Origin of the sequence: Flavobacterium psychrophilum DSM 3660 = ATCC 49418 (assembly GCF_002217405.1) — a bacterium.
GTDB classification, from domain to species: domain Bacteria; phylum Bacteroidota; class Bacteroidia; order Flavobacteriales; family Flavobacteriaceae; genus Flavobacterium; species Flavobacterium psychrophilum.
In genome coordinates this window covers 25,257-46,300 of sequence record NZ_MUHE01000015.1, presented here as the reverse complement: position 1 = coordinate 46,300, position 21,044 = coordinate 25,257, and the positions used below count along the sequence as shown (strand labels likewise).

The 21,044-nt window shown below is 30.2% G+C and carries 15 protein-coding genes and 1 tRNA gene; 8 read left to right on the top strand and 8 right to left on the bottom strand.

The annotated features are described in order from the left end of the window. Nucleotides 1-122 precede the first annotated feature (122 nt). From B0A57_RS05020 to B0A57_RS05005, 4 genes are all read right to left on the bottom strand, one after another. Entirely contained in the window at nt 123-749 is a 627-nt protein-coding gene (locus tag B0A57_RS05020) for a Crp/Fnr family transcriptional regulator (protein WP_011963076.1), read from the bottom strand. Between the two features lie 476 nt (nt 750-1,225). Beyond that, nucleotides 1,226-1,307 (bottom strand) — tRNA-Tyr (locus B0A57_RS05015). A gap of 148 nt (nt 1,308-1,455) precedes the next feature. Further along, entirely contained in the window at nt 1,456-1,872 is a 417-nt protein-coding gene (locus B0A57_RS05010) for a TlpA family protein disulfide reductase (RefSeq protein ID WP_074460262.1), read from the bottom strand. A gap of 8 nt (nt 1,873-1,880) precedes the next feature. Next, nucleotides 1,881-2,603, bottom strand: coding sequence for a DUF4369 domain-containing protein (locus tag B0A57_RS05005; RefSeq protein ID WP_016362008.1), 723 nt, complete (start codon nt 2,601-2,603; stop codon nt 1,881-1,883). 110 nt (nt 2,604-2,713) lie between these two features. Between B0A57_RS05005 and B0A57_RS05000 the strand changes: the two genes are divergently transcribed. The 5 genes from B0A57_RS05000 to B0A57_RS04980 all read left to right on the top strand — a co-directional run bounded on the left by B0A57_RS05000 (nt 2,714) and on the right by B0A57_RS04980 (nt 9,453). After that, nucleotides 2,714-3,088, top strand: coding sequence for a YchJ family protein (locus B0A57_RS05000; protein WP_011963077.1), 375 nt, complete (start codon nt 2,714-2,716; stop codon nt 3,086-3,088). Nucleotides 3,089-3,197: 109 nt separating this feature from the next. Next, nucleotides 3,198-3,578 (top strand): hypothetical protein, encoded by a 381-nt coding sequence (locus B0A57_RS04995; RefSeq protein ID WP_052079124.1) that lies wholly within the window; start codon nt 3,198-3,200, stop codon nt 3,576-3,578. Between the two features lie 171 nt (nt 3,579-3,749). After that, the gene (locus tag B0A57_RS04990) at nt 3,750-4,832 is read left to right on the top strand and encodes an efflux RND transporter periplasmic adaptor subunit (protein ID WP_011963079.1); all 1,083 of its coding nucleotides are present in this window, start codon (nt 3,750-3,752) and stop codon (nt 4,830-4,832) included. A gap of 24 nt (nt 4,833-4,856) precedes the next feature. Continuing rightward, entirely contained in the window at nt 4,857-8,024 is a 3,168-nt protein-coding gene (locus tag B0A57_RS04985; RefSeq protein ID WP_034098253.1) for an efflux RND transporter permease subunit, read from the top strand. Further along, nucleotides 8,017-9,453: a TolC family protein gene (locus B0A57_RS04980; RefSeq protein ID WP_034098251.1), complete on the top strand. Its 1,437-nt coding sequence runs from the start codon at nt 8,017-8,019 to the stop codon at nt 9,451-9,453. Before B0A57_RS04985 ends, B0A57_RS04980 begins: the two co-directional genes overlap by 8 nt. A 191-nt stretch (nt 9,454-9,644) precedes the next feature. Here B0A57_RS04980 and B0A57_RS04975 read toward each other — a convergent pair whose 3' ends face one another. After that, complete coding sequence (locus B0A57_RS04975) at nt 9,645-10,109, bottom strand: universal stress protein (protein WP_034098292.1); 465 nt, start codon at nt 10,107-10,109, stop codon at nt 9,645-9,647. Between the two features lie 265 nt (nt 10,110-10,374). Then, nucleotides 10,375-11,538, bottom strand: coding sequence for a glycosyltransferase (locus B0A57_RS04970; protein ID WP_034098249.1), 1,164 nt, complete (start codon nt 11,536-11,538; stop codon nt 10,375-10,377). 107 nt (nt 11,539-11,645) lie between these two features. Here B0A57_RS04970 and B0A57_RS04965 point away from each other — a divergent pair, with 107 nt between their 5' ends. Genes B0A57_RS04965 through B0A57_RS04955 form a run of 3 tightly spaced genes read left to right on the top strand, consistent with a single transcriptional unit; the run spans nt 11,646 to nt 17,513 of the window. Beyond that, a complete protein-coding gene (locus B0A57_RS04965; protein ID WP_034098247.1) occupies nt 11,646-14,735 on the top strand; it encodes a membrane protein in 3,090 nt (1,029 codons plus the stop codon). Beyond that, the gene (locus tag B0A57_RS04960; protein WP_034101131.1) at nt 14,735-15,973 is read left to right on the top strand and encodes a hypothetical protein; all 1,239 of its coding nucleotides are present in this window, start codon (nt 14,735-14,737) and stop codon (nt 15,971-15,973) included. Before B0A57_RS04965 ends, B0A57_RS04960 begins: the two co-directional genes overlap by 1 nt. Beyond that, nucleotides 15,957-17,513, top strand: coding sequence for a glycoside hydrolase family 2 TIM barrel-domain containing protein (locus tag B0A57_RS04955; protein WP_011963086.1), 1,557 nt, complete (start codon nt 15,957-15,959; stop codon nt 17,511-17,513). Before B0A57_RS04960 ends, B0A57_RS04955 begins: the two co-directional genes overlap by 17 nt. Here the strand turns inward: B0A57_RS04955 and B0A57_RS04950 are convergent. Both B0A57_RS04950 and B0A57_RS04945 read right to left on the bottom strand, forming a co-directional pair. Then, on the bottom strand, nt 17,510-18,676 hold the full coding sequence (locus B0A57_RS04950) for a glycosyltransferase family 4 protein (protein ID WP_034098241.1): 1,167 nt from the start codon (nt 18,674-18,676) through the stop codon (nt 17,510-17,512). The two genes, B0A57_RS04955 and B0A57_RS04950, sit on opposite strands and share 4 nt — an antisense overlap. A gap of 24 nt (nt 18,677-18,700) precedes the next feature. Further along, a complete protein-coding gene (locus B0A57_RS04945; RefSeq protein WP_011963088.1) occupies nt 18,701-19,960 on the bottom strand; it encodes an oligosaccharide flippase family protein in 1,260 nt (419 codons plus the stop codon). Between the last annotated feature and the right edge of the window lie 1,084 nt (nt 19,961-21,044).

The window sequence follows — 21,044 nt, the reverse complement described above, 5'->3', positions numbered from 1 at the left end:
ATATTATATTTTTTTGTAAAGTGATAATTATCACATAGTTGAAATAAAATTTAAAAAATAATAATTTTACTGATAAATTAGGAAAGAAAATATTGAAGAAAATACAATTACTAGTGCCTGTTTTATTTTAAAAATTCGATATGATTTCGTTGTAATTTTAATACTCCACGTTGTTCTAATTTTTTTAATAATCGAGAAATAACTTCTCGTGAGGTATTTAAATCGGTAGCAATTTCCTGATGCGATAATTTTAAATTTAGGCAACCGCAAGTATCTTTATGGCGTTTTAAATAAAACTCCAAACGTTCATCCATTGCTTTAAAGGCAATACTGTTTACTACTTCTAAAACTTCTTCAAAACGACTTCTGTATGTATCAATAACAAATTCGTACCAACTGCGGTGTTCCATCATCCACTTGTTCATAAGGGTTAAGGGTACCATAACTAATTCTGTGTCTTCAACAACTTTTGCCATTATCTGGCTTTGTTCATTTTTTGTAGCACAAATCATAGAAATTGCACAAGCTTGCCCTGGCTGCAAATAATACATGAAAAACTCACCACCATCAGCGTCTTCACGATAAATTTTTATGCTCCCGCTTAAAACCAATATCGTATTTTTGATGTACTGACCTGTTCTCATTACAACATCTCCTACTACAAAAGATTGATCGATTGCATTAGCATTTATATCTTCTATTAGTGTATTTGAAAACGATGGAAATAGTTTTTTAAGATTCTTGTTCATATTTGTACAGTTTATAAAAAAATCTGTTAGATGTTATTATTTAGTGCTTAATTGTAGATTTTCAAAACGTTATGATGTGAGTTGATTTAATTTTGATTCAAATTTAGGGTATTCTTTTTAAATTTATTGGGTGTTTTTATTAACATTTTAAGGTTTTAATTGATTACCATTTTTCTACAACATTAAAAGGTATTTTTATTTTTAGACTAACTAATATTTATGCCTAATTTTTGTCAATCTACAGGTTTTCGACTTGATCTATTTATTGCTAAAAGCGTTTCTCAAAATTTGTCGATAGAAACCACAATGAAGTTCTTAAGCTTATTGCCAAAGCTTTTTCCAAATAGGGCAAAGTGTATTGAATATTTAAGTGTTGATCCGATTGATCCTAGTTCTGGATAATTTTTAGGGTGCAATATATAAATAAAAAACACATTTTTAATGAAGCAAGCTTCTTAAAAATGTGTTTAATTTTGTGGGGAGAGTAGGATTCGAACCTACGAAGACGTAGTCAGCAGATTTACAGTCTGCCCTCGTTGGCCGCTTGAGTATCTCCCCTTAATAGCCAGTGCAAATATAATACATTTTTTTTGTTTTGCAAGCAAAAAAACAAATAAAACTTATAATTTTTTATAACTATTTGAATGTAAGTAAAATAAAAATCTCCTATTGCTAGGAGACTTTTAGTATTGCCTTATTTTCTAATTTATTTAGCTAATAATTCAGTAATTTTAGCTTTTAGTTCGTTGCCAATAAGATTTTTTGCAACAATATTCCCACTTGCATCTAATATATAAGTTGTAGGAATGCTTTCTATATTATATATTAGGGCAATAGGATCATTCCATTCTTTTAAATTAGAAACTTCTATCCAGGTTAGTTTATCTTTTGCGATAGCTTCTTTCCAGTGGGTTGCCTCTTTATCTAAAGAAACACCAATAATATTTAAACCCTTGCTATGAAACTCTTTATATAAGCTTACCATATTTGGATTTTCTTTTCGGCAAGGTGCGCACCAAGAAGCCCAAAAATCTATAACTGTTACTTTACCAAGAGATTCTTTAAGCGAAACTAATTTTCCATCAGCATTTTTTGCTGTAAAATTTGGGGCGCTTTTTCCTATGGATAAATCTATTTTTTTAGATTTTTTTTTTCTGCGTCAAGTTTTGTTTCAATGTTTTTTCCAGGTTTTGTAGCTTTTACATCAGCATCTAAAGCACTGTAATATTTTTTTATTTTTTCAAAATTAGCTTGTGGATCATTAAACATACCTTCAACAAGTAAAACGGAAAGAAATGATTTAGGATTGTTTTCGATATATTTGTAATTTGTTGTTGTAAATTCTTCCTGAAATGCAGTATATTCTTTTCTAAGTTTGTTTATTACAACTGTATCCTTTTTTTCTGATGCAGTCTGCATAACTGACATGTTTGTGTTTTGAAATGCCATCATTCTTTTCTGAATTTTCATCATTTCAGCGTTATATTTCACTAATTCGTCGTTATTAAATGTTCCAGAAACTTTTGCATTTTGTATGCTATCTTTGTTTATTATAACATTAATATTTCCTTTTTCAACCACAACTATAAATCCACCTTGGGTTTTGTCGAAACGTATGCTGTGTATTTCTGGTTCTTCAGCTTTACCTTCAAAAGTAAATTTACCATTCTTCACTTGTACAGTATCTATGGTTATTGGGCCACCTGCTGCGGCAGAACTATTTTGTTTTTCTAAGAAAACATTTGTACCATCTGCTAATCCTTTAATTTCTCCCGAAATTTTAAACCCATTTCCAATAATTCCTGTACATGACATTACAAAGGCAGAAAGAGCAATTAAAATTATTTTTTTCATTTTTTTTAAATTATTTTTGAATGCAAAAATAGATTTTTTATTTGTTCTACAAACTTTATAAATACAGATTTTTAGTTATATTGTTGTTAAATTATTATTTTTAAATATTTATGAAAAATTGTTATTGTAATAAAAACAAATTATTTTCAGAATGCTGTGAACCATATATCTTAGGTGCAAAAAAAGCACCTACGGCCGAAGCTTTAATGCGTTCTAGATATGCTGCTTACTGCATTAGTGATGTAAGTTATATTCTGGAAACAACACATATTTCGACTAGAAAATTTCATAAAAAGAAAGAAATACTTGCTTTTGCCTCACAAAATGAGTGGGTAAAACTCGAAATTGTAAATGTTACTGAAACAATTGTAACCTTCAATGCTTTTTATTTAGATAGTAAGCAAAAATATGCGATGCATTGCGAAAAATCGACTTTTAAAAAAGAAGGAGATACATGGTTTTATGTAGATGGGGAATGGGATTGAAAATTAGGCACTATACATACGACTCTATAAAAATGATTTTCGGTACTTTATGTTTTTCTTAACTAAGATTATTTTTTTCTTTTTTAAAATTCATTACTTTTGTTTCCAAATGAGAATAGTAGTTTTTTTTGTATCACTTTTTTTCCTCTTAGTTGGCGCTAAAGATTCCTCTTTTGCAGCTAATTGTCATAGTCATGTCCTTTATTCTTCAGCCAAAACATTTGTTAGTAAGCTCAATGCAGGTTTTATGAATGAAGATTTTGATCTTACCATGATTGATGATACAGATTTAGATGAAGATTATTTAACATCTCATGATGTTACTGAAAACAAACTGTTTTTAAAAAAATACAATATTCAAAATATTTGGTTTTTACCAAAATTTTGTTCAAGCACGATAAAATCCTGCAACAATCGTTTTAAAATATTTTCTAATTTTTGCGGTTATTCATATCCTATTTACATTTCACAAAGGGTATTAAGAATTTGATCCTTTAATTCTTCAGGATAACCAAAATTGTAATCTCCTATCTTTAAGGAGTTTATAGCAGTTACTTTTGCTTTATATGATTTTATTTCATGTTTAGTAAATAATCTATATTTTAAATACCAGATTTTTCCAAATTTAAGCGTTTTATCGCCCCACTTTTTATTTAAACAAATGAAAAAAAATGTTTTATTTATAGGCGTAATGGCCTTGTTGTGTCTTACAAGTTGTACAACTAAAAAACAAGAAAAAGAAGAAGCAATTAAATTTACCGTTACCAATGCAATGGTTATAGATACCTCTTTTACCAAAGAATATGTTTCTCAGATAAAATCTGTTAGAAATATCGAAATTAGAGCACAAGAAAAAGGCTTTTTGCAAAATATTTATGTAGATGAAGGTCAATATGTTGCGGCGGGTCAATTATTATTTCGAATTATGCCTAAATTGTATGAAGCAGAACTGCTAAAAGCACAAGCAGAAGCCAAAGGTGCCGAAATCGAATTGCTTAACGCTAAGAGTCTTGCCGATAAAAATATTGTATCTAAAAGCGAACAAGCTTTGGCACAAGCCAAACTAGAACAAGCACGAGCCGAAGTTGCTATGGCAAAACTTCATTTGTCATTTACAGAAATTAGAGCACCATTTGCAGGAACTATAGATAGGCTTCCAAAAAAATTAGGAAGCCTCATAGATGAAGGAGAATTGCTAACTAGTCTTTCTGACAACAGCAAGATGTTTGCTTATTTTAATGTATCTGAACCAGAATATTTAGAATATCAAGCCAATGTAAAAGGTCGAGGTAGTAATACTGTAGGCCTGCTTTTAGCAAATGGAAAACCTTTAAAATACAAAGGAAGAGTAGAGCTTATAGAAAGTGAATTTGATAGCGAAACGGGTAATGTTGCCTTTAGATCTAGTTTTCCAAATCCAGATAAATTATTAAAAAATGGTGAAACTGGAAAAGTTTTGATGACCATACCTGTTATAAATGCATTAGTCATTCCTCAAAAAACAACTTACGAAATTCAAGACAAAAAATATGTTTTTGTGATAGACAAAAATAATATTGTAAAATCGAGAGAGATTACAATAACTGGCGAAATGACAGATTTATATGTAGTAAAAAGTGGAATTTCGGCAACCGATAAAATTTTGCTTGAAGGCGTTCAGAAAGTGAAAGATGATGATAAAATTGTATATGATTTTGAAAAACCAGAAACAGTACTCTCACATTTGAAATTACACGCAGAATAGCCATAACACCTTAAATCATAAAAAATGTTTAATAAATTTATAGAAAGACCAGTACTATCGATAGTAATATCGCTAATGATTGTCTTGCTTGGGGTGTTGGCAATGACCAGTTTACCTGTTACTCAACTACCTTCCATTTCGCCTCCAAAAGTGAATGTTGCAGCCTCATATCCTGGAGCTAATAATGAATTATTAATTAAAGCAGTTGTAATCCCTTTAGAAAGAGCTATAAATGGAGTTCCTGGAATGAAATATATTGCTTCTGATGCAGGAAATGACGGAGAAGCTTCAATACAAGTTATTTTTAATTTAGGAACAGATCCCAATCAGGCTTCTATTAACATTCAAAACAGAGTAGCATCGGTAGTAAATAAATTACCACCACTTGTTGTTCGTGAAGGCGTAAAAATTACTAGAGAAGAATCTAATAATTTAATGTACATAAACTTGTATAGTAAGGATCCAACGATGGACCAAAAGTTCTTATTTAACTTTGCAGATATTAACCTAATTTCAGAACTAAAAAGAGTTAATGGAGTAGGGGTTGCAGATATTGTTGGGAACAGAGAATATGCGATGCGTGTTTGGTTGAAGCCTGACCGAATGTTAGCGTATAAAATTTCTGCAGCGGAAGTCATGGAAGCATTAAGCCAACAAAGTTTAGAAGCTGCACCAGGAAAAACAGGCGAAAGTTCCGGCAAACGATCGCAAGCCTTTGAATATGTTTTAAAATATTCGGGTCGTTTTACCACTCAAGAACAATACGGGAATATAATTATAAAATCTAGTCCAAACGGAGAAATACTTCGACTTAAAGATGTGGCCAATATCGAATTTGGAAGTTCGATGTATGATATTTATTCTAACCTAAACGGAAATCCATCGGCAGCAATTACTATCAAACAATCTTACGGAAGCAATGCCAGTCAGGTTATTAAAGATGTAAAAGCAAGATTAGAAGAAATAAAAAAAGAATCTTTTCCAAAAGGAATTGATTATGAAATTAGTTATGATGCCTCTAAATTTTTAGATGCCTCTATAGAAAAAGTACTGCACACTTTAATAGAAGCATTTATTCTTGTAGGATTAGTTGTTTTCTTATTTTTAGGAGATTGGCGTTCTACAATAATCCCAGCAATTGCAGTACCGGTATCGCTTGTAGGAACATTTGCTTTTATGAACTTTTTTGGGATAAATATAAATTTAGTAACACTATTTGCCCTTGTATTAGCTATTGGTGTGGTTGTAGATGATGCCATTGTGGTCATAGAAGCCGTACACGCCAAGATGGAAGAAGAGCACTTAGGACCACTCAAGGCTACTAAAAAAGCCATGCACGAAATTAGCGGTGCTATTATTGCTATTACTTTTTTAATGGCTGCTGTGTTTATTCCTGTGGCTTTTATGTCAGGACCAGTAGGTATATTTTACCGTCAGTTTTCTATCACAATGGCAACTGGTATCATTTTGTCAGGTATTGTAGCACTAACACTTACCCCTGCACTTTGTGCAATGATGCTCAAAAAAACGCACGGTGTAGCTAGAAAGAAAACCCCTTTAAATAATTTTTTAGATGGTTTTAATCATAAATTCGAGCAACTTACAGGAAAATACCAAGGAGTACTCGGAAAAATTGTTAACAAAAGATCGATTACTTTTATAGCTTTTATAGGTTTCTGTACAGGAATATTTTTCTTAAACAATAGTTTGCCAACAGGTTTTATTCCAAATGAAGACCAAGGAATGTTTTATGCTATTATACAAACACCTCCAGGATCATCTCTTGAAAGAACCAATGATGTGGCTTTAAAATTGCAAAAAATTTCAGAAAAAATTGAAGGTGTTAAATCTGTATCAGCATTGGCAGGTTTTGAAATATTAACCGAAGGAACAGGCGCCAATTCTGGAACTTGTTTGGTTAACTTAAAAAATTGGGAAGACCGCAAGCATTCCGCAAATGAGATTATGAAAGAGCTCGAAGAAAAATCGAAAGATATTACTGGAGCAACACTCGAATTTTTTCAACCGCCAGCTGTACCAGGTTATGGAGCTGCAGGAGGATTCGAGTTGCGTTTGTTAGACAAAGCTGGGTCAGGCAATTTTAAAAAAATGGAAACGGTAAATAATGATTTCGTAAAAGAACTTAACAAACGTCCCGAACTATCCTCTGTTTTTAGCTTTTATAGTGCTAGTTTTCCGCAGTATATGATGAAAATAGACAACGATATTGCCCAACAAAAAGGCATTACGATTGACAATGCGATGAATACACTTTCTACTTTGGTAGGTAGTAATTACGAAATTAGTTTTATTAAATACGATAGACAATATAAAGTAATTGTACAAACATCGCCAGAATACAGAGCCTTGCCAGAGGATATTATGAAGTTATATGTAAAAAATAGCCGTGACGAAATGGTCCCGTTTTCTGCATTTATGAAAATGGAAAAAGTATATGGTTTGTCTGAAATTACAAGGCACAATATGTACAATGCTTCTGAAATAAGCGGACAATCTGCACCAGGATACAGTAGTGGTCAAGCCATTAAAGCAATACAAGATGTTGCCCAGAAAAAATTACCAAGAGGATACGGTATAGATTGGGCAGGAATTTCTAAAGATGAAGTAGGTAGAGGTAACGAAGCTATTTATATTTTCTTAATCTGTTTGCTGTTTGTTTATTTAGTTTTAGCAGCACAATACGAAAGTTTTGTATTACCATTTGCTGTAATTCTATCACTTCCTGCGGGTATTTTTGGATCATTTTTATTGCTTTCCATGTGCGGATTAGAAAATAACATTTATGCACAAGTAGCCTTTGTAATGCTTATAGGATTATTAGGTAAAAATGCGGTTCTGATTGTTGAATTTGCCGTTCAAAAGCACGAAGCAGGAGCCACTATTTTAGAAGCAGCTATGGAAGGTGCAAAAGTACGATTCAGACCTATTTTAATGACTTCATTTGCCTTTATTGCAGGATTGGTTCCATTAGCACTTGCTTCCGGACCGGGTAAAATTGGTAACAGAACCATAGGAACTGCCGCACTTGGCGGAATGCTTCTAGGAACAGTCATAGGAGTATTACTAATACCTGGATTGTATTATATATTTGGTAGTATTGCTGCAAAAATTAAGATGGTCAAAAAACAAAATAACAATCCATTAACCGAAGAAATTGATCAAAATGTATAAGAAAATAAAAACATATCAATTCCTTATCCCGCTAGGCATTTGCTTAGCGGTGGTAAGTTGTAAGACTCCTGAAGTTGTATCATCAAGCACTAAAACAATCCCAGAATCATATATTACTGCAAATAAAGATACTATAAATACAGCTAATATTCCTTGGAAAACATTTTTTAAAGATCAAAATTTAGTAGATATAATCGATGTTGCGCTAAAAAATAATCAGGAACTTATGATTACTTTGCAGGAAATTGAAATAGCAAAGAATGATATTCGAATGCGAAAGGGAGCATTATTGCCTTCTTTTGGTCTTCGTGCAGGTGCCGGAATTGAAAAAGTTGGGACATATACTAGCCAAGGAGCAGGAGATGCATCTGCAGAAATAACACCAGGCAATAAAGTACCTGAAAACCTGCAAAATTATACTCTTGCTGCTGTTGCACATTGGGAAATTGATATTTGGAAAAAGCTACGCAATTCAAAAAAAGCAGCAGTTAGTAGGTATTTATCTACTATTGAAGGTAAAAATTTTGTAATTACAAATCTTATTGCAGAAGTAGCCGATTCGTATTATGAATTGCAAGCACTCGATAACCAATTAGACATTGTAAAACAAAATATAATATTACAATCGAACGCATTAGAAATTATAAAAATCCAGAAACAAGCAGCTAGGGCTACTGAATTGGCAGTTCAAAAATTTGAAGCAGAAGTATTATCATCTAAAAGTAAAGAGTTTGATATTCTTCAGGATATAAAACAAACAGAAAATAGAATTAACTTTTTGTTAGCTCGCTATCCGCAGGAAATAAAAAGAGATAATAGTAACTTTCTAAAGTTGTTACCATCTATTATTCGATCAGGAATTCCTTCGCAATTATTAGCAAATCGTCCTGATATTAAGCAAGCTGAGTTACAATTAGTCGCAGCAAAATTAGATGTAAAAGTAGCAAGAGCAGAATTTTATCCTTCATTAGATATATCTGGAGCAATAGGATTGCAAGCATTTAATCCCTCTTACTTGTTTCAATTGCCAGAATCATTGCTTTACTCTTTAGCTGGCGATATTGCAGGGCCACTAATTAATAGAAATGCAATTAAAGCCGAATTTAAAAATGCAAATGCTCGCCAACTTCAAGCAATGTATAATTATGAGCGTACTATTTTAAATGCTTATTTAGAAATTTCGAACCAACTTTCTAAAATTGATAATTTGCAAAAAAGGTATGATTTGAAATCACAACAAGTAGAGGCTCTTAACAAATCTATTGAGGTTTCTAATGATTTATTTAAGTCAGCTCGAGTAGATTATTTTGAGGTATTGATGACACAGCGCGATGCTCTTGAAACAAAACTGGAATTAATTGAAACAAAAAAAGAACAACTAAACTCTGTAGTTCATGTTTATAAAGAGCTAGGAGGCGGTTGGAAATAAAATTGTTTGGTACATTTAATAACTAAAAAAACAGTTGTAAGAATTTTCTTGCAACTGTTTTTTGTTTCGTTTAGCGTTATGGCAGATAATCAATAAAAAAATTATTTTAGTTTTAACAATATTTAGCAAACAGCACACTATTAGTATTGTTTTTTATACTAAATTTTGTACTTACGTTGTCTTAATGCTTCTTATAAATCTTTATTTGTAGGCACTATCAGAACAGGAATATTAGTGTCATGTAATATTTTTTGGGTGGTGCTACCCAAAAGTACTTTTTCTAACCATTTTTTATTATGATTTCCTACAATTATAATATCTGCTCGTTGCATATTTGCGGTTTCAAGAATTGCTTCAGAATAATCTCCTTCTTTTACAATGGTACTAATGGTTGTGTCCTCTAAATGTTTTTTTACGTTTTCTAAAAATTCAAGAGCCATTTTTTTTAAGAACTCGTTGTCTATTTCGACGATATCTAAGTTTACAAAACCATCAAAACCCATGATAGGATTATAAACAGTAGTATAATTAACAGGTGCAGATAAAACATGTAGCAAGATAATTTCTGCATTCATCGACTTTGCTAATGAAAAGCCAACTTCGGCAATTTTTTGTGCCGTAGGATTATAATCTAAAGCTATTAAAACTTTGTTCATTTTGATATCTTTCATTTTACAAGTATATTAATGTGTTACACAAATTTACAAAATGTATCGTTTGTTTGTTAATTTTCAATAGATTAAAATAAAAATAAAATAACTATTCAAAATAATACATATCTATTTTATGATTAGAAAATTAGGAGTTTTTATAGTATTTTTTTATTAGTTACGTTAGCACAAAAAAAATAAAATAATAGCCCTTTTTTTTAAAAATAAATTCAATTACAGCTAGCGGGTTAAAAAAAAACTGTATAATTTTTTATCGGTAATGAAAGGCAATTTGAAAAATTTGAAAAACAATTTTTACAGAATCTTTCATAGATAATTTTGAGCCATCTGCATGAATCCACTTTTTTAGTGGTTGTTCGCATATTAAATTTTGCGCTTCCTTATGACCATATATTTTTTTCATTCTCATAAAAATTTCTACATCAAAAAGCCACTTGGTCAAGAATTTTTTCTGAAAGGTTTTTTCTACAATTTCTTTGGTCATAATTTTAGCACCACATTGTGTGTCTTTAAAATCCATATCTAGTGTTTTACGGATAAAGAAATTTATCGTTTTGCTAATTATAGCTCTTGCCGATTGCTTTGTTATATCTGCCCCCATTCGATTAATTCTTGAGCCACTTACAATTTTAAAATTCGAATTCGAAATAGTTGTTGCTAGATCATTAAAATCTTCAAAATTAGTAGATAAATCAGCATCTAAAAATCCTATATAATTAAATTGGGATTGTTTTGCTAAATGTAGCATTCCTAGGCGAACTGCTTCTGCTTTGCCACCATTTTTCGTACAATCGTAAACACTTATTCTGTCTTCGTTTCCTAAAGCTAGTTCTTGTAATACTTGTAAAGTCTTGTCTTTGCTACCATCATTTACAAAACACAAATGATACCCTAAGTTTTTGTGTATAAATATTTTAAAATCTTCACCTAACAATCTGCTTTCTTCATTGTAACAAGGTATTACAACTCCAATAATATTGCTTTGTATGTACCTGTTTTTTTCTGTTTTTGTGTTTTCTAGATTACTACTACCTATAAGTTTTTTTACTCTCAGCGCAATTTCTGTAAAACTTAAAGGTTTTTTCATATAGTCGTCTATGCCTAATTCAAAACCTTTTGAAAGTACATTTTCATCTGTACTTCCTGTTAAAATCATCACTGGGGTTTTATGATTTTTTGTTATTTTTATGTATTTTACAATATCTAATCCGGCATAAGTAGTGCTGGTTTCAATATTTTGATCAGTGGTAGATAAATTAATGTCTGTTATCACTAAATCTGGAATTTCTTTATCATAAATCGAAATAGCATGCGCTACTGTTTTTGAAGTGTACACTTGGTAGCCTAAATCTATTAAGCATTTTTCTAAAGAAAGTAGTACTAATTCTTGATCGTCTATAATTAAGATTTTCATTGTGAATTTGTTTTGATTTTAACAAATATAAAAAAAAATGCGTAGCAGTTTTATTTTTTTAAGTTTATTATTATTTACTTTTACAACTTCAATAGTACTAATGATAAGTGAAAGAAAAATCGAATAAATATTTATTGACGGCATTGCTTGTTGGAATTGTTTTCCACGCAAGTGCTATTTTTTTTACTTTAGAAAATACTTATGACGCACTTATTCATTTATTCTTTGGAAATCATTATGCACAAAGTTGGTTTGAACCCTGGAATTACAGTTGGTACACTGGGTTTACGGTTATGGGATATCCTCCATTAGTGCATCAATGTATTGGATTGTTATCCTTCGTTGGCGGATTAAAATTTGGTTTGTTTACAGTTGCTATTATTGGTATTATTTTATTTATTACAGGTGTTTTTAGGTTTTCACTCCTCATTACGGGCAATCGAAATGTTGCGGGATATGCCGCATTATTATCTGTTTTCTCCTCCTCATTTATAGAAACCCTTCATATTTTTGGTCAATTGCCAAGTATTATAGGAATTTCTATTTTGATGCATGCTTTACCCGAAATTTATCTTTGGATAAAAACAGGCATAAAAAAATACTATTTTACTTCCGTTTCATTAATTGCGGTTACCGTTTGTTCGCATCACGTGACTCCATTGTTTGGAATGATTTTTTTTATATTTCCATTAATAGGAATGACCGTAATAGATGCTGCTCGAGAAAAGGTTAATTCGTATAAAGAAGTTACATTAAAATTATTTATACAAACCTTATTCCCGCTATTAAAAAGGATAATTATTTTTGGTGCAACGTCAGTTTTCTTAATTGTTTTTTGTATTCTCCCGTATTGGATTAATTCTAAGAACAATCCCATAACACAAGTGCCAATTCCCCACGGAAGTCGGGATAATTTTATCCAAGTTACTTCTTCAGGTTTGATGTTTTTTTTAATTCCTTGGGGAATTTTACTGTTCCTTTTGCCATATATATTTTACAGATATTATAGCAAACGTTATCTCTTTTTTGGATTGTCAATTTCCTTATTATTTGTTTTAGGAACAGGAGGAACAACTCCAATTCCTCTAAAGATTTTAGGTGCTAATGCGTTTAATATTTTAACACTAGATCGTTTCACACTTTGGGCAGCCATAATGAGTTTACCCATGTTTGGAGAATTTGTGTACAGATTGCTTGAAGGCGATTTACGAATTAATTTTCAAGAGCGATTTGGGTCAGTATATTACAAAATCATCTCCGGATTATTAGCTGGTTCTTTCTTATTTGTGGCAATTGTAACAATTACTTTGGGGTATTTTCGACCTTTTCAACCTCAAAAAATAAATACATTACCCATAATAAACTTCCTAAACCAAGATCAACATGACCAATGGCGTTATTTACCTTTGGGTTTTGGCGATCAAATGGCAACGTTATCCTATCAAACTAATGCTTTGACTGTTGATGGTAATTATCATTCAGCCCGAAGATTGCCAGAACTCACTTCCCGTGCTGTTGAACGCTTAGAAAATTCGAAATTTAGAGGTTTAGAAGGCATTGGTTCATTGCAACAATTTTTGACAGTTCCCGAAAAATATAATTTAAAATATGTTTTTTCTAATGATAAATTTTATGATCCAATTTTATATTTCTGTGGTTGGCATCGCTTAACACAATTAGAAAACGGTATTATGGTTTGGGAAAAACTCAATGTTCCGCCATTATCTAAAATCCGTCCATTTGAAGATGTTCCGCTATATCAAAAATTAATGTGGGGAATCATCCCATTGCTAACGGTAATTATTGCCTTTGTTTTAAATATTCAGATGATACTGTACCAAGCCTTAAAGCTAAAAACAATTAGAAAACCTGATTTTTTTAAATTTGCGCTAGAATACAATAAATTTCCACAAAAATTGGTTACACTTTTGCATCTTTGGACAGGATTTTTAGTAGTAATTATTTTTTATTTTACATACCAATTTTATCTTAATAATTCTTCACAATTAAGCCCCATAAATGTCATAAAAGCCTATTATGATGCCATTGATTTTAAAGAATTTGAAAAAGCACATTCGTTTTTAGACCCAAAAAGCGACAAATCGTTATCACAATTTATGCTAGAAACCGCCGTTCAAGACGGGATTTTAAATTCGTATGCAAAAATGGATGCAATAGATATTCAAGTGCTTAGCCAAACAAAAAAAGCAGCAAAAATTATTGCAAAAACCAAATGGATTACACCATTAGAAATTATTAAAAAAGATTATATACATGAGGTTATTAAAGAAAATGGAAAATGGTTTATTGTGCCAAATAAAATCGATTTAGATATTCCTCCAGATCAATTTATTGCCAACAATAACACCCAATATTTCAAACACGGAAGACGTGCCGTTTCTACACAACAAACCTATCACGACGATGTTTTAAAACAACCTGTATTAGAAATTTTATCAGCAAAACTAATCCAATACAATAAACAATATATAATAATTGGTGAAGTTCAAAATGTAGATAATGTACCTGCCGATGTAGTTTTAAAAGCTTCTTTGTACGGTTATAACGACAAAAAACTTGCCTCTTTTAATTCGAAATACGAAATTAAGCACAAGCTGATGCCAAAAGAAATTACAAGTTTTAAAGTAAATTTTGAAGATATTGCTTGGCTAAAAAATACCGATATAAAACCCAAAACTTTCAATCCTAACGAGTTTACACCTTTAGAAATTCAGGAAAATCCAGTTACATTCGATATTCAATGTGCAGGAAATGTAGCCATTACCGATTTATATACTCAAGTTGCTCTTTCTGATTTTGCAATAGAAAGCAACCACATCAAAGGAACCTTGTTTAATTTTGGGATTCAAGAAAGTACCATTCCAGAAATTTTAGTTTCGTATTACAACGAAAAAAAAGAACTAATTTATGTAGATCATCTCTTTATGAATGCAGGAGTACGAGTGCAACGCAAAAATTATTTTGATTATAAATTATTAAATTTAATGAATTGCAAAATACTAAAATCATCATTAGAAAATTGTTTTGTAAATGGTTTGGCCAACGCATCAATATCTAAAGCGGTAGTTCCGAATAGAAAATTTGCTCAAAACGACGAACAATTGCAAATGATAAAAGGTAAAGGGTTTAATTTTATTAAAATCGAAATTAACAATTATATAGGAAATCCAAGATAATGAAAAAAGTAATTTACACAGTATTTTTATTAGGTACTTTGCTTCTTTTAGCATTCGGAACTACTTGGGTCTCCTCAGATAATAAAGTAGTGTTTGAGTTGGTTTCTAAAAACAAAAAAAATATTGCAGGACATAGTATCAAATTAGAGTTTTATTCTAAATCTGAAAATGAAAAACCGCAACTTTTTATTGTGCATTCGTATGGCAAAACAATTCTTGATGCAACTCTAAAAAAAGGAAATTACGTTTTTAAATTGCCCCTTAATTATTGCCAAAAAACAGGTAATGTTTCCTGGTTCCTAATTAACCAAAATGAAACAATAAATTCTGGAATATTTGAAATTTTGCCAAACGACAAAACAAAAACCGTTATCGAGAATTATCTTGGTCCACGAACTATTTTAGCTGGCGCAAAAGAATTTACTATGATGGTTACTGTACCAACAGATAGTTTTGATAATCCTAAGGAAGAAGATACTGAAATTATCCTAAAACATCAATTTTTGCAAAACATTACAAATTTGAAATTAAAAACCAAAAACTTTATTGCTTGGTATGACATTTTTTCGCCTACAAAATCTGGAAAAATGTTAGTGTCATCAGAGTGTAATGCTATCGAAACCAAAGAAATTGAAACCGAAGTTTATCCAAACCTACCTACAAATTTTACCATCAATTATACTAGAAATCATGATTTTGCCGATGGAAACCAGATAACACACTTTACAACATCTGTCATAAAAGACAAATATGGTAATATTGCTAGCAATGGTACAATGATTACATTTATTATTAAAACAAAAAAAAATATAATTTTAAAAACATTTGGAACCACTATAAACGGAATTGCAATAGCACAAATATTGCATCCAGATCATCAAGAAATCTATTCAGTAAAAGCCTTTATAATGGGAATAGCAGAAAGTAACTTACTGTTTATTAGTTACAAACCTATTTTGTCGTCATTTAATTATTTATTTACAAATAAAAATAGAACGATAAAAATTGGACCCATTAAAAGTTTTATGAATCAAATAGCTCCAAACGGAATTAAAGTTATACTTAAAATTTTTAATCAAAATATTTTAGTAGCAACTTTGCAAGAAGACACTTCAAAAGGAATGGCTACATTTCAACTTTCGCAAGATTTTTTTACAGCTAAAAGTTATCGATTCGAAATTATTGCATTAGGGATTATCAAAAAAACAGAAACTATTAACTATGAGCTTCATAAATAATAAAAATACGATTCGAATTGTTTTAATATCTTCATTTATAATCTTAAATGCATGTCTGCTTTTTGGGTTAAGTAGTATTTTGCAATATTTAAATTCTGGTGCCAGCAGAAGTTCTATGTTGCATTTAGAAAAAGAAACTATAAATACTTATTTGCCAAAAGTAACTTGGCAAAACAATATAAATGTAGGCCGAGAAATGGAACCCAACACACTAAAAATGATAGAAAAAGACTATCTTTTTTCTTGGTATGTAAGAAACAAATCGTTAGAAAAGAACAAAAAACAAGGCATAGAAGATTTTTATTCTAAAAGCGCAAGAATAAATTTATACCAATCTATTGCATACAATTTAAAAAATAAAATAGCTATAGAAAGCACGACTATCAAACACAATCCAAAATTAGAATTTTATAGCGAAGATGGTCAACAAGTTGTTTTTACAGACAAAAATGTAATTGAATACCAAAAGGTTTTTAAAGACGAAAAACTAATAACCGAAGTTCAAGATACAGCCACATATAAAGTTTTGATGTTGCTCGAAGACGGTTTTTGGCGTGTACGGCACTTTCAGAAAATGAAGCCAGAACCATTTGCAAAAGACACCTTAAAATCAAATCCAGAATTTAAAATAGACGCAAAAAAAATAAAATATAAGAATGCTGATTTTATAATTAAAGGGATTAATTATTATCCAAAAAAATCCGCTTGGGATACTTTTGGCGTTTTATTTAATAAAGATACAATTGCTAAAGATTTTGATATTATTAAAAAAGCAAAATTAAATTCGATCCGAATTTTTGTTCAATATGACGATTTTGGCAAAGCCAATGTTAATCCTGAGAAACTGAAAAAACTAAAAATTTTATTAGATTTAGCAGAAGAAAAAAACTTAAAAGTAATTGTAACTTTGTTTGATTTTTACAGCGATTATACGCTAGAAAGTTGGACATTAACCAGTCGCCATGCAGAAAAAATAGTTTCAGAATTTAAAAAACACAAAGCCGTTTTGGCTTGGGATATTAAAAATGAGCCCAATTTAGATTTTGAAAATCGCAATAAAAAAAATGTATTAAGTTGGTTACAACAAATGATTACTATTGTTAAAGAAAACGACCCAAATCATTTAGTAACTATTGGTTGGTCTAACTCTTACGAAGCCACAAATTTAGAAGACAAAGTAGATTTTGTTTCGTATCATTTTTACAATTCGATAGCTGATTTCGAAACCGAAAATGCAACATTAGAAAAATTTACAAAAAAACCTGTTGTCATTCAGGAATTTGGTGTTCCTTCTTACCATGGTTTCTGGAACTGGACAGGAAATAATGAAGAGGATCAAGCAGAATATTACAAGAAAATACAAGCAAAATTTAAAAAGAATAAAGTTTCCTTTATGTCCTGGACACTATACGATTTTCCTAATGTTCCTGACCAAGTGGCAGGAAAATGGCCTTGGCAAAAAAACAAGCAAAAAAACTTTGGATTTATTAATTCAAAAGGAAAAATTAAACCATCATTCGAGTTTATAACTTATGATTAAGCAATTTGATTAAATTTTTCGAGATACATATCTGTAATTTTATCCATAGACAAGGTGCAGGCCGCTTTATAATTGGCTTGGGCAATTTCTTTTCTGTAAGAATCATTTTCCAGTATTTTATTTATTGCAATTGCTAATGAACTTGCACTTTCTGGACTAAAAAATTCACCTTTATACCCCTCATCTTCCACTAGCAAAGCCAGATCTCCCAAATCTGGCATTACAACTGCTTTGCCATAACTTCCTGCTTGATGCAAAACTCCAGAACTCCCTGTGGTAGAGGTATATGGAAAGGCTACAATCGTACTTTCTGTAAAAATACGCTCTACATCATTTTCTTCTACATATCCAGTAAATATAATTCCTTCTACTGCAGCATACTTTTCTTGTACAGATTTCAAATATCCAGGTGTATTGGGACTATCTGTTCCTGCAATAACTACCTGAATTGGTTGTGTATTAGTTTTTCTAATTATTTGAAGTGCTTCTATTAAAATTTCTACCTTTTTATACGTTCCAAATTTACCAAAAGCCATTATTTTTTTTGGCCCATCAGGCAAATCAAAATTTGGATTTTGTGGTGTTTCAAAAGAGCCGTGTGGTATTAAAATAATATTATTCGTTTTGTATTTTTTGTTTAATACTGCTACATATTTATTGATGGTTACTGCTAAAAAATTAGCTTTTAGCATACATCTAGTTAGTGTTGTACCAATAAAAGTATATATTTTTTGAGCCAATTTATTACTTGTAAATCCAGCATTTTCTAAATCTACCTGCTCCAAAATATTGTGCAATAATACTATGGTTTTGAAACCAAAAAAGCGAAGAAACATAGGAGTTATTAATCCCAAGGCTGCTGGTATTTTTTTATCGCCAAATTTTACAAATTGTAAATTGAATAAAACGGCATCTGGTTTTTCTTTATAAACAGCTTTTATAATTGTAAAAAAATTCCAATAACTATTAAATTCCCAACATTCATTTACAATAACTTTTTCTGAATTATCAAAATCTAGTTGTTTGGTCTGGATAGTTTTATCTGAAATTATGACTAAACTTGAAACAGCTTCTTTTTTTACAAAGTTTTTTACTAAATGATACCCATATTCATTTAAGGTCACTTTACTTGGCGGAAACGCAGTTACTATTGCTATTTTCATAAGCTATAAGATTTTTTTTTTTAACTAAAATTGTGCTGTTTTATTTTGATAAAAGTAAAAGAATAATTGAAAGAATAATAAGATTGACATTGCCAGAATTTGCATATTTACAACTTGTTCTAATGACGAATGAAATAAGCAAATAAGTACAATTTGTAACAATCCTAAAATACCAGTAATAACAACTGGCACATATTTATTTATCGATAAAAAATAATACGCAAAAATATTGGCTATTGCAAATATAGAGGTTGCAACAGCATATTTCCATAATAAAAAAGATATTGCAAGATATTTGTTACCAAATAGTAGCAAAATTGCTGTTTCTGGAAACAACCAAGTTACAATTACAATTGATGCCGACAAGCAAAATATATACAAAACATATTTTAATAAAATTGGTTTTGTGTTTTTATTTTCTTTTTTTAATTGTAAAACCTTTGGTAATAAAAGCATTACAAACATCCAGGCCACAAAATATACTACTCGACCAATGAGGGCTAGCGATGCATAAAGACCAGAGTTGGTATTATCAAAAAAATATTTGACCATAATAACATCGCTGTTGTTAATAATAATTTGTGTAAATTCATAAAAAGCTGTTAAGGCAAAAAAAGAGGCGATTTCCTTAATTTTAACTTGATTGTCCAGATTAGAGATTAAATTACTCGAATTGCTAATCTTGACAGGAATTAATCCAAATATAAACGACACTGCAATACCAATAGCAACAAGTATCGATGCGGTAAACTTGTAAAATAAAAATATAAGTATAAAAGTAAGTAACAATCTGCTTAGCATTTCAAAAATATAGGTTTTAGACAAGTCGATTAATTTATTTTTGCCTTGGCAAATACCTCGTTTTACACTCATTAAAAAATATAACGGAACAGAAAATCCAAAAATTACAAACATTAAAAAAGTATCGGTTTTAAAAATACTTTGTAAATATTTACTACAAAAAATTATTAAAAATCCAATAAAAAAGCCTAAAAACAAGGCTGCTTTATACATTAGTTTCGTGAAAAAAGAGGTTTTATTTTGGTCATAAATAACAATATATTTTGTGGTAACAATCTGAAAAGCCATACCTACAAAAGATAATATTAACAAAAAAGTGATTAAAATTGCTGCATCAGCAAATTTTTGTGGTCCTAAAATTCTCCCTAACAATAAGTTATACAAATAATTTCCTGCATTTACAAATACCATCGAAAACATAAAAAATTGCTCGGCTGTAAATTGTTTCTTAATAAACGGAAAGTTATAATTTGTTGTTTTCATTTCAATTATTTCTGGTATATAAACGAATTATTAGCTGTTATGCAAAATGATATGATTAATTGGTTTTAAGTGTTTTTTTATTTTTTTCTGGATTCTTACTTTTAGATCGTAGTGTTAACTTAATTTGTGGTATAATTTAAAAAAATTAACTATAATATTGATTACTTTCTTGTTATCTTATTCAATAATACAAAAAAAAATCTTTGTATGTAATATTTAGCATAAATTTATAATCGTCCTAAAGATATTTTTAATAGTAGTACTTAATTTTACCCCATGTGCGGTAGTTCCATTACTAAACTGTCTCCATTCTTGTAAATAATCTAAATCTACTTTCATCTTGCACATAAAGATTGAAAGAAGTAAATGTTTCTGGAGCATTTTTTAATGTATTTTCAAGAATTATTTGGAAGTTTTTTTAAAAGACTCTACTGAATTTGGGTCTTTTTTATGTGGCTTTTTCGAGATACTTTTAGCTTGGCACCAAAATGCCTTTTCACATACTTGTTTACAGTGTGATAGTTTCTACCCTCAGGAATGTTATTCTCTACAATCCAATTAATTAAATCCACATAAGATGTAAAAGCATCTTTTGGAGAAGTTAATCTTTTTTCAATAGCTAAATGTATTTCACTATTGATTTTTGATGGTTTAAAACCAACTCTTCCATCAAAAAGTAGCCCATCTATACCTTTCTCTGAATAAGTCTTTCTCCATTTCTGAGCTGTATTGTGGTTTACTTTTAGGATACTAGCCAGTTCTATAGAATTAACAGCATGTGAATAAGATTTTTTTTATGAATAGGTTGTTGCCTCATTATCTTCTTAAGTTCCAACTCACTTTCTTTTACTAATATGTTTTTTGAATTTGCCAAATACACATAATTAGAATTATAAAATTGTCTAAAATACATAAAAAAATAGACCAAAAAATTTTAGCCTATTTTATAAATCTAAATGGTATAACCCGTTTTTTTTTTTTTTGACCTATAATATTCTCATATCTCACCATTATTTGTGTTAAATTACTGATTAATAAATGTTTAATTTTGTAACAATTAATTCTGTATCAAAATTAATCAAAG